Annotated in this window: 18 protein-coding genes; 10 read left to right on the top strand and 8 right to left on the bottom strand. The window is 55.3% G+C overall.

Features of this window, described 5'->3' with window-relative positions; all coding sequences use genetic code 11:
* The first annotated feature begins 42 nt into the window (after window positions 1-42).
* From FDK21_RS02895 to FDK21_RS02915, 5 genes are all read left to right on the top strand, one after another.
* Complete coding sequence (locus tag FDK21_RS02895; protein ID WP_138147441.1) at window positions 43-612, top strand: sigma-70 family RNA polymerase sigma factor; 570 nt, start codon at window positions 43-45, stop codon at window positions 610-612.
* A gap of 17 nt (window positions 613-629) precedes the next feature.
* Window positions 630-1,349: a hypothetical protein gene (locus tag FDK21_RS02900; RefSeq protein ID WP_138147442.1), complete on the top strand. Its 720-nt coding sequence runs from the start codon at window positions 630-632 to the stop codon at window positions 1,347-1,349.
* Window positions 1,350-1,513: 164 nt separating this feature from the next.
* Window positions 1,514-3,073: a S8 family serine peptidase gene (locus FDK21_RS02905; RefSeq protein WP_138147443.1), complete on the top strand. Its 1,560-nt coding sequence runs from the start codon at window positions 1,514-1,516 to the stop codon at window positions 3,071-3,073.
* Window positions 3,074-3,229: 156 nt separating this feature from the next.
* A complete protein-coding gene (locus FDK21_RS02910; protein ID WP_138147444.1) occupies window positions 3,230-3,619 on the top strand; it encodes a VOC family protein in 390 nt (129 codons plus the stop codon).
* Window positions 3,620-3,676: 57 nt separating this feature from the next.
* Window positions 3,677-4,393 (top strand): YafY family protein, encoded by a 717-nt coding sequence (locus tag FDK21_RS02915; RefSeq protein ID WP_138147445.1) that lies wholly within the window; start codon window positions 3,677-3,679, stop codon window positions 4,391-4,393.
* A 27-nt stretch (window positions 4,394-4,420) separates the two neighbouring features.
* Here the strand turns inward: FDK21_RS02915 and FDK21_RS02920 are convergent, their stop codons facing one another.
* Complete coding sequence (locus FDK21_RS02920) at window positions 4,421-5,626, bottom strand: FAD-dependent monooxygenase (protein WP_171021922.1); 1,206 nt, start codon at window positions 5,624-5,626, stop codon at window positions 4,421-4,423.
* Between the two features lie 126 nt (window positions 5,627-5,752).
* A complete protein-coding gene (locus FDK21_RS02925; RefSeq protein ID WP_114009690.1) occupies window positions 5,753-5,986 on the bottom strand; it encodes a zinc-finger domain-containing protein in 234 nt (77 codons plus the stop codon).
* Between the two features lie 243 nt (window positions 5,987-6,229).
* Here FDK21_RS02925 and FDK21_RS02930 point away from each other — a divergent pair, with 243 nt between their 5' ends.
* Window positions 6,230-6,979, top strand: a complete 750-nt coding sequence (locus FDK21_RS02930) for an alpha/beta hydrolase (RefSeq protein WP_138147447.1) — start codon at window positions 6,230-6,232, stop codon at window positions 6,977-6,979.
* A 45-nt stretch (window positions 6,980-7,024) separates the two neighbouring features.
* On the opposite strand, the gene FDK21_RS02935 is transcribed toward FDK21_RS02930, so the two are convergent.
* Window positions 7,025-7,825, bottom strand: a complete 801-nt coding sequence (locus tag FDK21_RS02935) for an enoyl-CoA hydratase (protein WP_138147448.1) — start codon at window positions 7,823-7,825, stop codon at window positions 7,025-7,027.
* Between the two features lie 161 nt (window positions 7,826-7,986).
* On the opposite strand from FDK21_RS02935, the gene cysE reads away from it, so the two are divergent.
* Both cysE and FDK21_RS02945 read left to right on the top strand, forming a co-directional pair.
* Window positions 7,987-8,811, top strand: a complete 825-nt coding sequence (cysE, locus tag FDK21_RS02940; protein ID WP_114009256.1) for a serine O-acetyltransferase — start codon at window positions 7,987-7,989, stop codon at window positions 8,809-8,811.
* Between the two features lie 212 nt (window positions 8,812-9,023).
* Window positions 9,024-9,239: a DUF3126 family protein gene (locus tag FDK21_RS02945; protein ID WP_138147449.1), complete on the top strand. Its 216-nt coding sequence runs from the start codon at window positions 9,024-9,026 to the stop codon at window positions 9,237-9,239.
* Between the two features lie 77 nt (window positions 9,240-9,316).
* Here FDK21_RS02945 and FDK21_RS02950 read toward each other — a convergent pair whose 3' ends face one another.
* The 5 genes from FDK21_RS02950 to FDK21_RS02970 form a co-directional block, all read right to left on the bottom strand.
* Window positions 9,317-10,018, bottom strand: a complete 702-nt coding sequence (locus FDK21_RS02950; RefSeq protein WP_138147450.1) for a hypothetical protein — start codon at window positions 10,016-10,018, stop codon at window positions 9,317-9,319.
* A gap of 272 nt (window positions 10,019-10,290) precedes the next feature.
* Window positions 10,291-10,779, bottom strand: a complete 489-nt coding sequence (locus FDK21_RS02955) for a hypothetical protein (RefSeq protein WP_138147451.1) — start codon at window positions 10,777-10,779, stop codon at window positions 10,291-10,293.
* Window positions 10,776-11,327: a type II toxin-antitoxin system HicB family antitoxin gene (locus FDK21_RS02960; protein ID WP_138147452.1), complete on the bottom strand. Its 552-nt coding sequence runs from the start codon at window positions 11,325-11,327 to the stop codon at window positions 10,776-10,778. Before FDK21_RS02960 ends, FDK21_RS02955 begins: the two co-directional genes overlap by 4 nt.
* 21 nt (window positions 11,328-11,348) lie before the next feature.
* Window positions 11,349-11,606 (bottom strand): type II toxin-antitoxin system HicA family toxin, encoded by a 258-nt coding sequence (locus FDK21_RS02965; RefSeq protein WP_138147453.1) that lies wholly within the window; start codon window positions 11,604-11,606, stop codon window positions 11,349-11,351.
* A gap of 177 nt (window positions 11,607-11,783) precedes the next feature.
* The gene (locus tag FDK21_RS02970) at window positions 11,784-11,969 is read right to left on the bottom strand and encodes a hypothetical protein (RefSeq protein WP_138147454.1); all 186 of its coding nucleotides are present in this window, start codon (window positions 11,967-11,969) and stop codon (window positions 11,784-11,786) included.
* 204 nt (window positions 11,970-12,173) lie between these two features.
* Here FDK21_RS02970 and FDK21_RS02975 point away from each other — a divergent pair, with 204 nt between their 5' ends.
* Complete coding sequence (locus FDK21_RS02975; RefSeq protein ID WP_114009253.1) at window positions 12,174-12,515, top strand: hypothetical protein; 342 nt, start codon at window positions 12,174-12,176, stop codon at window positions 12,513-12,515.
* A gap of 131 nt (window positions 12,516-12,646) precedes the next feature.
* Window positions 12,647-13,174, top strand: a complete 528-nt coding sequence (locus FDK21_RS02980; RefSeq protein WP_138147455.1) for a gamma carbonic anhydrase family protein — start codon at window positions 12,647-12,649, stop codon at window positions 13,172-13,174.
* The last annotated feature ends 92 nt before the right edge of the window (window positions 13,175-13,266 follow it).

A 13,266-nucleotide genomic window follows, 5' to 3' on the forward strand; every position in this document is an offset into this window, starting at 1 on the left:
GCTGTGAGACGACACAGGTATGACAGTGAAATCGAGGATCGCATGTCTGGATCGGAAAATGCCCGTGACCTGGAGCTTCTGGCTGGGGTTGCGCGCAATGATCGCAAAGCCATAGCGCTTCTGTATCAGAGGCATCATCTTCGGCTTTATCGTTATTTGCTGCGTTTCGTGAAAAGCGAGGCGGTGGCAGAGGAACTTGTGAACGAGACCTTCATTGATGTCTGGCGAGCTGCCGACAGATTTGAAGGACGCAGTCAGGTTTCGTCCTGGATCATATCCATCGGACGCAACAAGGCCATCTCACTTCTGCGCAAGCGCTCGGACGCCGAGCTGGATGACGATTATGCATCCGGTCTGGAAGATGACAGCGACACGCCGGAGGTCACGACCCTGAAGCAGGACAAGGCCGCAGCGTTGCGGGTCTGCATCAACAAGCTCAGCGATGAGCATCGGGAAGTGATTGATCTCGTTTATTATCAGGAAAAGGCGATCAAGGAGATTGCCGTGATCCTGGAGGTTCCGGAAAATACGGTAAAGACACGGGTGTTTCACGCTCGAAAGAAACTGTCCGAACACATGCGCAAAGCCGGTCTCGACCGGGGCTGGCCATGAGGGGCAAGGCGTGACCAATGGATACCAGTGTTGAGGACAAAGACATGACTTATGATCCGGAAATTGAAAAGCTCCTGCCTTGGTATGCCAAAGGCCTGTTGGAGTCGCATGAATCAGAGCAGGTGGAAGCCTATCTGGCGGCCAACCCCGAGATGCGGATGCAGTTGGATTTGATCGCCGAGGAAGACACGGCAATTGCCGAACAGCATGCGGCCCTTGGTGCGCCGATGCCCGGCGGGCTCGACCGTCTGATGGCCGGAATTGATGCGCTCGAAGCAAAGGAAGCGCCGGTTCAGGCCGCAGCCAAAGGCGTGTGGCAGCGTATTCAGGACGTTCTGGGTAATTTCGCAAGCCCCGGCATGCAACTGGCCGCCGCTGCCGCTGCCGTGGTGATCGTCGCCCAAGGGGTGATTATCGGTGCTCTCGTGCAGACTGGCCCCGGAGCACCCGCTGCTCCTTCTGCGCCCGGTCAGTTCAAAACCGCCTCCGGACCAGAGCAAGCCGCGCAGCAATCCGGCGCTCGCTTCCTCATCGCCTTCAAGAGTGAGGCAAGCATGGCCGATGTTGCCAAGCTTCTGAAATCTCAACATGCCGTGATCGTTGCCGGGCCGAAGGCTGGCGGTTTTTTCGAGCTGATAGTACCCAACACCAAGCTGCCAGAAGGCGGTGCTGAGGTGGTGCTCAAGGCCCTGAAAGACAGCACGGATCTGGTTAAATTTGCCTCGGTTAGCCAGTGACCGGATCACGTTTGCTTGATGGTGCGCAGTCTTGCGCATCATTTTGTGCTATTATCCATCGCAATTTCTGACAATGAGACAGGGCGGCGACCCGTTACCAGAGACCGGGTGCAGCGTTGATCTTGATAATTGGTGGTTTATTGTCGAACGATCGGGGAGAGACAATGAAACGAGCAGCTTTTCAAACATTGACCTGTATGGGACTAGGGTGCCTGTTGTTGCTGAGCCCAGACTTTGTCGCGCCATCTCACGCCAATGACTATTACAGTGAGAGCGTTCGCAAACCCAAACACCGGGACCGGGGCGGCAGCAATCTGATCGGTCCGGCTATCGGGCTTGGTATCACCATCATTCAAGGGGTGCGGGAGCGGGAACGCCAGCGTCAGCGCGAGGCTCCGGTCTATGACGCGCCGCCACCACAGACCAAGAAACCTGTGCGCACCAAGCGGCCCAAGGTGACGAAACGGCCCAATCGGACCAAACGACCGGCACAGCAAGCGCGCAATCCCAAGCCACCGCGTTACAATCCACGCATTGTGCTGCCTGAGGTGCTGCGCGTGGCGCGGGCCAAGCCGCGCATCTATTCCATTGGCGATAAACCCTGGTCGAGTGACAAGGATTTTGTCGTGACCCTGCGATCCGGTCTGACTCAGGCCACCGTTGAAGCCTTTCTTGAGCAATATGGATTGACGCGACTTGAGCAGACGCGGGTCGCGCTGCTGGATCAGGTGGTTTTGAAAGTAGCCTATCCGGAGAGCATGTCGCCGCAGGAAGCGTTGCGCATGGCGACTGATGAGCGGGTTTTCCGCGCTCAACCCAACTATTACTACTATCCATCCGCGGACAATCAGGTCGAAAGCGCTGATCCTTTTGCCGAGCTGCAATATGCCTTCGCCAAGATGGGACTGACCCGCTTGACCGATGGTGAAAGCGGTGAAGGGGTTAAGCTGGCGGTGATCGATAGCGGCATCAGAGCTGATCATCCGGCGATTGGTGGGCAGGTGACGGCGTCTTTCTCGGCCTTCCCTGAGGCTGATGGCGCGACACTCAATGCCGACCACGGCACGGCTGTGGCCTCGATCATTGCTGCGCAATCGGGCATGAAAGGCGTTGCGCGGGACGTGGCTTTGATGTCGGCGCAGGTTTTCCGGTTCAACGAGGCAGGTCACATGGTGGGCGACAGCTACGACATCGTGCGTGGCATCGACTGGGCGGTGGCCAATGGCGCCAAGATTCTCAATCTCAGCTTTGCGGGACGGCAAGATTCTCTTCTGGCAGCTGCAGTCGACGCAGCAGATGCCAAAGGTGTCATCATGGTGGCTGCGGCTGGCAATGAGGGGGCGGATGCGCCTGCAGCTTATCCGGCGGCTTATGACAATGTGATTGCGGTGACCGCCACCGATGAGGATGATGGCCTTTATGATTTTGCCAATCGCGGAACGCATGTGGAACTGGCTGCCCCTGGCGTCGATGTACTGGTGGCTGCCGGGCTGGACGGGTATGGACTGCAAACCGGTACATCGATGGCAACAGCCTATATTTCCGGGTCAGTTGCCTTGATGCTGGGGCGTGAACCTGACCTTGCTGTGCGAGCCATCAAGGAGCGTCTGGCGCGCTCGGCGCTGGATCTGGGCGAGACGGGGCGCGACCGGGACTTCGGCTTTGGGCGGCTCGACGCCTTCAAGGCCGTAACCAACGTTACCCAGTCGGCCCAAGCGAACTGAGAATGGCCAACTGAGAATGCGAACTGAGAATGGCCAACTGAAGAAGCCTTGGAAAAGTGCAAAGACATGAAAGGCTGCTGACACCATGCTGTCAGCAGCCTTTCATTATGGTGGGTCTCAAGCGGCGATGAGGCCGCGATCAAACTGGAGAGAGAGATGACAAATCTTCCTATCAATGCCGCCACCTGGTTTTCCATTCCTGCCATCGATTTCGAGAAATCCGTCAAGTTTTTCGAGGACTTGCTGCAGATCACCCTTATCCGTGACACCATGGGCGATGGGGATCAGGCCAAGCCGTTTGCGATGTTCCCAAAAGAGGGCGACGCAGGAGTGACCGGTGCGATTACGCCTGCTGTCAACATCCTGCCAGCCAATGGCGGTGTTCTGGTTTATCTCTACACCTCTGACATTGATGGTGCCTTGTCACGTGTCGAGGGTTTGGGAGGCAAGATTCTGTTGCCCAAATCGTCTTTGCCCGGTGACATGGGGGATATTGCAACCTTCGCCGATTGTGAAGGCACGCCGATTGGTTTGCATCAGCCATGATCTTGTCTGGCGGTCTGCTTGGCTTTAGGCTCGTCCTGAATTTAAGGGGAGACTGTCATGCGACGGGCGGATCGTTTGTTTGAAATTGTGCAAGCCTTGCGCGGTGGGCGATTGCTGACCGCGCAGGCCATTGCCGATCAGCTGGAAGTCTCCAAGCGGACCATCTATCGCGATCTGGCGCATTTGCAGGGCTGCGGGGTACCGATCGAGGGGGAGGCCGGGGTCGGTTATCTGCTGTCGAGCGACTATCACATGCCGCCTCTGACCTTCACGGCCGATGAAGTCACCGCTCTGGTTTTGGGGGCGCGGATGGTTCAGACATGGGCCAGTGAGGATCTGGCCAAGGGTGCAGCGGAAGCTCTGGTCAAGATTGATGCGGTCATTCCTGCAGGCATGCGCAGCCTGATCAATGAAACGCAGCTCTATGCCTTGTCGTTTCGAACCGGTGAGCGGGAGCGTGGCTTGCTTGATGAGTTGCGGCGGGCGAGCCGGGACCGTCACTATCTCGATCTGGATTATATCAGTCTTGAGGGCAAGAGCTCAGCCCGTCGGGTGCGGCCTTTGGGGCTCTATTTCTGGGGGCAGGTCTGGACCTTGCTGGCTTGGTGTGAACTGCGCGAGGGCTTCCGGTCCTTTCGGGTCGATCATATCGAAGCCTTGCGTATGTGCGAGGCGCACTTCCCGCATGAACCCGGCAAGGAACTGAAGGATTTTGTCGCTCTTCGCAAGCAGCAGCAGCCTCAGGCGGATGAAAAGCTGCGCGGCGGACATTGATATTGATAAAGCTGCCGGGACAATGGGTCAGGTGTCGAATGTGACACTTTCCGGTGTCCAGCGATAGATCCAGTCAAACTGGCTCAGAAGCCGCTGTTTTGGCATCAGGCGCATGGTCATGTTGCGTGCCGTCGCCATCAGGCCATCGAGATGATAGATGTCACCATTGCGGCGAGCCTTGGCCACGACCTTACAAACCCGTGCCTTGCGCGCCTTTTCATAGGCTTTGAGGCGGACATCCATCGGGCCGTCGAGCTCGTTCAAGGCGCGGGCCAGAATGGCTGCATCTTCAAGCGCCATAGCCGCGCCTTGCGCCATGAAAGGCAGCATGGCGTGGGCGGCATCCCCGATCAGCGCCACCTTGCCTTTGGTCCATGGCCGGTTTGGATTTTGGCCACAGAGCGCCCATTTGAGCCAGTCTTCCCGCTCGGCCAGAAGCTCGCGGATTTCGCGGGGCCATCGGGCAAAGCGCTGGTTGAGCCAGCGCGGATCGCCAGGTACATTCCAACCCTCTTCTTTCCAATCATCCTTGACGATGGCGACGATGTTCATCATGTGGCCGCCAACAATCGGATAATGGACCAGATGGGCATTGGGGGCGAGCCAGAGGCCGACATTGGCGCAATCGATGCTGGGCGGGGCCATCTGGATGGGCAGGGTGGTGCGCCATGCGGTCTTGCCGCTATAGGCTGCCTCGCCGGATCCAACATAATCACTGCGGATGCGCGACCAGACGCCGTCTGCGCCAATCAGGGCAGATCCGCGAAAGAGGCGTTGTTCGCCATTGGCAAGTTCGCAGCGCAATGCGACATATTCTTCGGTTTCGCTGACTTCGCGCATGTCGCAGCCATCGACGATTTCGATCAGGTCCATCTGGCTGGCGCGTTGATAGAGAGCGGTTTGCAGATCGGCCCGGTGCACAACCATGTATGGAGCGCCATAGCGATTGGAAATCTCGCGGGTGGAAATCTCGGTCAACTGATTGCCAGACACACCCGACTGAATACGGATCCGGTTTGGAGTGACTGCCTGCATGTCCAGCATCTGCCAGACGCCCCACTTTTGCAAAAGACCAGAGGCATTGGGGGACATTTGCAGGCCAGCACCGACCTCATTGGGCAAGGTGCTGCGCTCCAGCAACAGGGTCGGGATATTTTTGTGTGCCAAGGCTATCGCCGTGGCGAGACCTCCGGGGCCGGCTCCAACAACGATGACTGGCAAATGCTCGCTCATGATGTTCTTTCCCTCGCTGCCGGTTCCCGACATGCAAGCGACCTCCGATGGACTTGATCCAAGGGGAACTGGCTCCGCTGAAATGGCGCGGTTGCTCATGACCACTGGCTAGGGGGGCAGGATTGGCTATTTGTGTAGACAGCCGTCCGGTACGGTTTTGCCCGGCGCCAGCTTGTCATTGAATTTATAGAGGGTTGAGCAATAGGGGCAGACAATTTCGTCCGCCTTGCCCATATCGAGATAGACATGGGGATGGTCCTGTGGCGGCGTTGCTCCCATGCATTGGAACTCACGCACCCCGATTTCGATGGTGGACACGCCATCGTCATTCTTGAAATGGGGAATGGTCTGACCGGCCATTGACTTGCCTTTCTTCTCTCCTCGCAGTGGCAGGACCATAGCGCTCCTTGACGACAAATCCTAGTCTTGCCTCGTTTATCCTTCGGACTATCCCTGATTCCCTGTGCCATGGTAAGGGGAAGGAGGAGGAAGGGGGCTTCACTTCCTTTGGATGGTTGCTCTTTCGCGTTAACCTGCTAAGAACGGGTCTTGCGCTCTGTGCGCTTCACCTTTTGATACCAACAGAATGAATGCCAGCCTACCATGCCAGAATTCACGTCAGACGGATATACGCTTTCCTATCTTGATGAAGGGGTCGGTGAACCGGTTCTGCTCATCCACGGCTTCGGGTCGAACAAGATGGTCAACTGGGTCAATCCCGGTTGGGTCAAGACCCTGACAGATGCGGGATATCGGGTGATTGCCATTGACAATCGTGGCCATGGGGAGAGCGAAAAGCTGTATGATCCGGAGCTGTATACCTCGCCGATCATGGCAGAGGATGCGAAGGCTCTTCTTGATCATCTGGGGCTGGAAAGCGCCTTTGTGATTGGCTATTCGATGGGGGCGCGGATCTCGGCCTTCTTAAGCCTTAAATATCCCGAGCGGGTGCGCAAGGTGGTGTTTGGTGGTCTTGGCGGTAGCATGATCCATGGCACCGGTGATCCGGCGCCAATCATCAAGGCCTTGCGTGAGGAACCCGGTGTGCCAATCAAGCATGTGGCTGGCAAGGCATTTCGTGATTTTGCCGATCAGACCGGGAGTGACCGGCTGGCTCTGGCAGCTTGCATGGCGTCAGCACGGCAGAAAATCGCTGTCGAGGAACTGTCTACCTTGTCTGTGCCTGCATTGGTGGCGGTTGGTACACGCGACGTGATTGCCGGATCTGCGCAGGAACTGGCTGACGTCTTGCCAGATGCGCGGGCGGTCGACATTCCCGGTCGTGACCATATGGTGGCTGTCGGGGACAAGGTGTTCAAACAGGCCGCGCTGGCTTTCTTTGCTGAGGATTGATCCTCGGCGCGATGTCAGGTGACGGCCTGCTTGAAGGGTGTTTGGTTACTTGCCGACAAAGACGGGCTTGCGCTTTTCCGCAAAGGCTCGCAGGCCTTCGGCATAATCGTCACTGTCGAGGCAGGTGGTTGCCATGGAGCGCAGCTCGTCCATCGACAGATGATCAACCTGTTCGAAGGCCGCATTGATGGCCGCCTTGTGATACTGAGCGCTCAACGGGGCAAGACGGGCGACATTGAGGCAGTATTTCTCGACCTTTTCGGAAAATTCCTCATCCGCATAGATTTCATTCAGCAACCCCATGGCGTCGGCCTCGGTGGCATCCAGCACCTTGGCGGTGAGATAAAGCTCCTTGGCCTTGGCCGGGCCAACGATATTGACGATGTCGGCAATGGCTTTGGTGGGATAGCCAACGCCAAGGCGCCCGGCGGGAATGCCGAACTTGCCGCTCTCATTGGACAGGCGCAAATCACAGGCCGCCGCGAGGCCAAGGCCGGCGCCCATGCAGAAACCCTTGACCAGCGCGATGGTCGGCTTTTTGGCATTGCGCACCGAGCGATAACACTCGGCGGTGATGTCGTCGTAGCGGGTGGCCGATGCCGTATCCTTGCGCACCACATCAAACTCAGTGACATCCGCTCCGGAAATGAAGGCCACATCGCCAGCCCCGATGATCACAATCACGTGTATCTCGGCATCATCATCGAGGGCTTTGACCGCACCGGGAATGGCCTGCCACATATCGAGTGACATGGCGTTGCGCTTGGCTTCGTTGTTGATGACGATGCGTCCGATGGGGCCGGAGCGCTCAAGAAGGATCTTGTCGTGAATTGTGATGTCGCTCATGAATATGGTATCTTTGCTGAAAAGGAGTTGGTAGGTATCCCGCAAGAGCGCAGTCCAAACTGGGGTCGCAGACCTTGCAGGGCATCTCTTTGTTCATTATGTCTAGCGACAATGAAATGGGTTTGAAAGTCTTCCATAGGCTTAGAAGAGGCAGATGAAGCATGGCTGAAGCAAGTGTGAAGCGAAGCGAAGACCAATTGGATCTGGTCGATCCTGTCTGGCACCGGGTGCGGGCAGAGGCCGAAGATGTGGTGCGCGCCGAGCCGGTGCTGAGCAGCTTCATCTATTCGACCATCCTGAGCCACCGGAAACTGGAAAATGCGGTCATTCACCGGCTGGTGGATCGTCTGCACAATCCGGCCATGGATTCCGAAGTCATTCGTCAGGCCTATCGTGAGGCCTATGCCTCCGATCCTTCGATCAGCGAAGCGATGCGGGCTGACATTGTCGCTGTGGTTGATCGCGATCCCGCCTGTGACCGCTTCATCGATCCCTTGCTCTATTTCAAGGGCTTTCAGGCCATCCAAACCCACCGGCTGGCCCATTGGCTTTGGTCTCAGGGGCGGCAGGATTTTGCCCTTTATTTGCAGAGTGTCGCATCGGCGGTGTTTCAGGTGGATATTCACCCCAAGGTGCCGTTTGGCAAGGGTATCTTTTTCGATCATGCTACCGGCGTGGTGGTTGGCGGTACGGCGGTCATCGAGGATGATGTTTCCATTCTGCAGGGTGTCACGCTGGGCGGGACGGGCAAGGAAGATGGCGATCGTCATCCAAAGATCCGTCATGGCGTGTTGATCGGGGCTGGCGCGAAGGTGCTTGGCAACATAGAGGTTGGCCATTGCTCACGGGTTGCTGCCGGGTCGGTGGTTCTCAAGGATGTTCCACCCAACAGCACCGTTGCGGGCGTCCCGGCCCGCGTTGTTGGTCAGGCTGGATGCGCAGAACCATCACGCAGCATGAACCAGTTGCTCAAAGAGGCGCCGTAATCCATAGTTGACATCGTCTCCGCTGCGGCCATTCGGTGCAATGGGGGCGAAAAGACAAGATTGGTGTGGAAAGCGGCTTTACTCTGCCCGGACGCTGTGCGAGATCAGCGGTCAACCAAAATCAATGTTCGGGTCTTCCCTTCCTCCGGTAGGGTCCCCTTGACTATGGACATGGCCCTGCCCGGCGGGGTCAGCAATTGCAGGAGGCGAATTTGGAAAAGACCGAATTGGCGAAAGTTCAGAAATTCATGCGTGCGACCTTGCAGTCTCCGAGCCTTGAGGTTCGGGTGCGGCCGCGCAAGGATGATTCTGCCGAAGTGTATGTGGAAGACGAGTTTGTCGGTGTTCTCTTCCGTGATGAAGAAGATGGTGACCTGTCCTACAATTTCTCGATGGCCATTCTGGAATTCGATCTCGACGAAGACTAGAATCGAACGCATTCGAGTTGGTATCAAGCCGCATGGGAGCTTCTCATGCGGCTTTTCTTTTGTGTCGTCCTTTCATCTCACTTGCGGATGAAGGCGCTGACCCGCTGTTTGATCTTTGCATCCAATGCACGCCACTCGGCCAGTAGAGGGCGTCGGAACCGATAGGTCAGCTGGGTCGTGTCGTTGAGTTTAAGATCGCGCAGACAGAAGGTGGGACTCTTCTCCACCGGCGTGATGCAGCGGGCGGCAAAGGGATTGTGATCATCGGGTTTGAAATAGATCCTTTCCCCGGCAAAGCTGGAATCCGGGGCCATGGCAAAGCCGATCAACCCACCCTCCGCCTTGATTGGCTCGCCAACAAAATACTGGCTGTAGACCGCATACAGACGGTCCGAGCTCGACAGCACCTCGTCCTGATGGCTGAGTGAAACGAAGATCAGCTTTGACTTTTCCGACACATCGTAAAAGGCGACCTGATTGTCGAGGTCGAAGCCATCGAGGCCCGGCCACAGCATGATCAGGTCGAGCTTGTTGACCCGCTGACCATTGCGTTGCTCAGGGTGACGGATTGTGTTTTCCGGGATGTAAAAGCGGATATCTCCGAGTTCGAAAGCCAGCAGACGCTTGTCCGTGCTGTAGGGAGAATTGACCAAGGCCGGGCCGGAATACTGAAACACCCGGCTAATGATGAACAGGATTGTTATGCCAATCAGCCCGAATACTAGAAAGAAGAAAATCCAGCGTTGAGGGGAGCCATGCTCTTCCAGGGGCTGTGCCATTTGTTACCTTTTTGCCATTGATCTGCTGAGATGCGGTGCAGGCGTGGATGAATCACGCATGTCCTGTCCGCGAGCATACCTTTACCCAATCGCCCCATCTTGAGAGCGCGGGGGGTGCAAAGCAACAGCATGCGCCCAAAAGAACTGAACAGGCTTTTTTCATAATAACCTCTTTTCGTACTCTGATACTCAATCAAAAAGGGATAAGCTGCGCAACATGAAACATAGAAGTGCAATGAAAAACCCCGCTCGGTGGCGGGGCTTTTTGAGATCTAGTTTGCTTCAGTGAAATACTTTATGACTTGGTCTGCGACTTCTATCTCATCGGGTGTGACCGGCAGGCGCGGGAACCTGTTGTTCATTTGAGCGCTGATTGTATCAATTAGGCAACGGAATTGCGTCCAGACGATCGTTGCTCCAATTCTCTTTGGCAGTTCAAGGAAATCTTGAGATGAGCTTTCGTTGGTCCTTAGGCAGAGGTGGTAATTTGCAGTTATAGTCAATAAAGGTTGAGGGAGTTCTTTGCCTTCTTCCTCGTAGGCCTGCACCACTGAAAAGCTATAGAAAAAGTGGTATACATCATTTTCCTCTTTTTCAACATGGTCTACCTGAAGCGTAAACCCGTAGGAAACGCCTTCTTCAGTTAAGGACGCGCCTTCAGAGGGTTTCGCATGCTTGAAATTGATGTTCGCTAAACCCAGCTCTTCAATGATTGCGCCAGATTTTGGCTCTTTGTTGCTGGCTGAATCTAAATCACTCATGATGTGCAAACCTTTGGCTTGTTATTTTGATAACTCGCCAGCTTATAAACATTGTCTTTATTGCTTGAGCTATGAGGGATTTTCATTGTTTCATATTCAAAGGCTTCATCACTGAAGCTGGTCGAGTTGGCGAAGAATTTTCGAATTTCCTTGTTAAGCGCACTTCGTGGGAAGAAGTCTGCGAAAAGCTCGGCTGGCGAAAAGCTATCGTCGTTGGAGTCGCGGATGCATCTCTCACGGATTGCCAGTTCAACATATTGGCTCATCGAAATGTTTTGTTTCGCAGCGTTTGTTGCTGCCGTGCGGTGAATGTCTTCAGAGACGCGCACGTTGAATGAACCGCTGAAAGCCTTGTTTGGGCTGCGTCCGAGGTCGTCACAAAGTTCGAGATAATCATCAATCAGCTCTTGGAATGCGTGCTGAACGTCTCCGTCTTCTACTTCGGCGATTAGCGCATCTCTCAAGTGGAGCGCTTTAACATGTAGGGTGCCATCGTCGAAGAATACTTCTCCAACGTAGCCCTTATGTTCAACAATGTTCTTTGCCATCGTATTCTCCCAATCACATCATCAAAGGAAGCCAACTTCGGTTAGCTTCTCTTTGATATCAGCGAGCGCGCCGCCTTTTATCTCTTTTTCCGGGTGCGGGCGATGCGTCAAAATCATATGGTCTCGTTCTTCATTGTAGAAAGCAATTCGGCTTCCCGAGGAGCGACCTTTTTCTTTCAGCTCGTAACCCAATCGTTGGAGCAGAGTGCATAGCTCTTTGAAATCAAAGTTCCCGTTACACTCAGTGAGCTTCCTAAGTAGCTTTTCGGTTTTTCCCATAGGATGCCCCAGACCATATTACAGCATACTGTAACTAATGTTTAGTTACACATTTTTCAAGTTGTATTTTTGGTTATTGAAATAAGTTTGATGTTCCAAGCGTCCGCGGCCATCAGGCATCACGCGCTTTCGATGGGGAAGACAATAATTGACGTTATGGTTGTGCGTCAAATTTCTTCACGGCACAAAATGCACGCCAATGACGATTGCCAGAACTTCGACGCTTTTATCCGGATTGTCATGCTCCTCTGGCAAGCGGATAGGTTCTTGCCACATTGGATCGGTGGAATCCGGCCATAGTTCCCAATGCCCATTTTTGCGCAGGCGCTTGGCGGTGGTCTCAAAAATGCCGCAATCTGCCATGTGAACAGCTATCGTCTGAGCTGCGGCACGTCCTTTGCATCGCCTTGCTCAATAACAGATCGGCTGTCCCAGCATGACACGGGATGGTTCGATTTGAAGGGCGAGGGGCTGTGTTCCGCCATTTGTCGCCTGAAACTGTTTCAAAAAGGGTCGGGAGCGTGCAGCTGTTTGGGATGCCGCCAAGACCCAGTGAGGATTTGGGTCATGAGTACTGTCGGTGGACTGGAAGTGTTTGCGTTGGTCTATGTGACATGTGTCGGATTCGTTTGTGCTGGCATTCTCTCCACGCTCTATCAAATGATTGCCCAGCGCCCGGCTGGTTTCCGGGTGTCCGCGCGCAGTTTTCCCGGTGTGTTGTCGTCGGTCGTGATGTGTACCTTTGCCGGACCGTTCATCATCATGCGCAATGCCTTGCGAGGACGACGGCTGGAAAACCGGCCGATTGGCTGGTTGTTCGGCTCTTCGGCCATTGCCGGTATCTGGAGCGCCTGTTCGGGTGTGTTGCTGATGAACACCTTTCTTGGGGCCGCCTGGGTCATAAGCTGACGGGGGATGGTGCGGCCATCGTCTTGTGCGCATGTGCCGGCTTGCCCAAAGAGCGTGGTTTCGATGATGCGGAGAAGTCTGTATCCTGATTGGCAATGACTTCAAAGCTCTAGAAATGAAAGGCGACTATCGTGGCCCTGTATCAGTTGGGAGAATTTCAGCCAGACCTGCCAGAAGAGGGAGCCTATTGGGTGGCGCCTTCTGCAGATCTGATTGGCAAAGTGATCATGAAGCGCGATGCCAGCGTCTGGTTTGGCGCAATGTTGCGTGGGGACAATGAACCACTGACCATTGGCGAGCGCAGCAATGTGCAGGAAAATTGCACCCTTCACACCGATCCCGGCTGCCCTGTCGAAATTGGTGCCGACTGCACGATTGGTCACAATGTGATTTTGCATGGCTGTACCATCGGCGATAACACGCTGATCGGTATGGGCTCGACCATCCTCAATCGCGTCAAGATTGGCAAGAATTGCCTGATCGGTGCCAATTGCCTGATCACCGAGGACAAGGTCATTCCGAACAATTCCCTTGTGATGGGTGCGCCGGGCAAGGTGGTGCGGGTGCTAGATGAAGAGGCGGTCGCGAAACTGATGGATTCTGCCGCCCGCTATGTGGCGAACTGGAAGGCTTTCGCCCAAAATCTCAAGCCGCTCTGATCGAGCACGAAAAAAAGGGCCAGCCGTGGGGGCGGCTGGCCCAAAAAACCTGATCGGTTTGGACGGGTATGGGGATTGTGATCAGGTTCCTT

The sequence above is a fragment of the Cohaesibacter sp. CAU 1516 genome (assembly GCF_005771485.1).
Lineage (GTDB): Bacteria > Pseudomonadota > Alphaproteobacteria > Rhizobiales > Cohaesibacteraceae > Cohaesibacter > Cohaesibacter intestini.

What these genes read in the sequence shown, in the direction of transcription:
- FDK21_RS02950 (WP_138147450.1), bottom strand. Translation starts at nt 10,018, where the DNA reads ATGGCACAGCCCCTGGAAGAGCATGGCTCCCCTCAACGCTGGATTTTC.
- FDK21_RS02905 (WP_138147443.1), top strand. Translation starts at nt 1,514, where the DNA reads ATGAAACGAGCAGCTTTTCAAACATTGACCTGTATGGGACTAGGGTGC.
- FDK21_RS02975 (WP_114009253.1), top strand. Translation starts at nt 12,174, where the DNA reads ATGAGTACTGTCGGTGGACTGGAAGTGTTTGCGTTGGTCTATGTGACA.
- FDK21_RS02965 (WP_138147453.1), bottom strand. Translation starts at nt 11,606, where the DNA reads ATGGGAAAAACCGAAAAGCTACTTAGGAAGCTCACTGAGTGTAACGGG.
- FDK21_RS02900 (WP_138147442.1), top strand. Translation starts at nt 630, where the DNA reads ATGGATACCAGTGTTGAGGACAAAGACATGACTTATGATCCGGAAATT.
- FDK21_RS02915 (WP_138147445.1), top strand. Translation starts at nt 3,677, where the DNA reads ATGCGACGGGCGGATCGTTTGTTTGAAATTGTGCAAGCCTTGCGCGGT.
- FDK21_RS02970 (WP_138147454.1), bottom strand. Translation starts at nt 11,969, where the DNA reads ATGGCAGATTGCGGCATTTTTGAGACCACCGCCAAGCGCCTGCGCAAA.
- FDK21_RS02935 (WP_138147448.1), bottom strand. Translation starts at nt 7,825, where the DNA reads ATGAGCGACATCACAATTCACGACAAGATCCTTCTTGAGCGCTCCGGC.
- FDK21_RS02955 (WP_138147451.1), bottom strand. Translation starts at nt 10,779, where the DNA reads ATGAGTGATTTAGATTCAGCCAGCAACAAAGAGCCAAAATCTGGCGCA.
- FDK21_RS02960 (WP_138147452.1), bottom strand. Translation starts at nt 11,327, where the DNA reads ATGGCAAAGAACATTGTTGAACATAAGGGCTACGTTGGAGAAGTATTC.
- FDK21_RS02920 (WP_171021922.1), bottom strand. Translation starts at nt 5,626, where the DNA reads ATGAGCGAGCATTTGCCAGTCATCGTTGTTGGAGCCGGCCCCGGAGGT.
- FDK21_RS02930 (WP_138147447.1), top strand. Translation starts at nt 6,230, where the DNA reads ATGCCAGAATTCACGTCAGACGGATATACGCTTTCCTATCTTGATGAA.
- FDK21_RS02910 (WP_138147444.1), top strand. Translation starts at nt 3,230, where the DNA reads ATGACAAATCTTCCTATCAATGCCGCCACCTGGTTTTCCATTCCTGCC.
- cysE (WP_114009256.1), top strand. Translation starts at nt 7,987, where the DNA reads ATGGCTGAAGCAAGTGTGAAGCGAAGCGAAGACCAATTGGATCTGGTC.
- FDK21_RS02895 (WP_138147441.1), top strand. Translation starts at nt 43, where the DNA reads ATGTCTGGATCGGAAAATGCCCGTGACCTGGAGCTTCTGGCTGGGGTT.
- FDK21_RS02925 (WP_114009690.1), bottom strand. Translation starts at nt 5,986, where the DNA reads ATGGCCGGTCAGACCATTCCCCATTTCAAGAATGACGATGGCGTGTCC.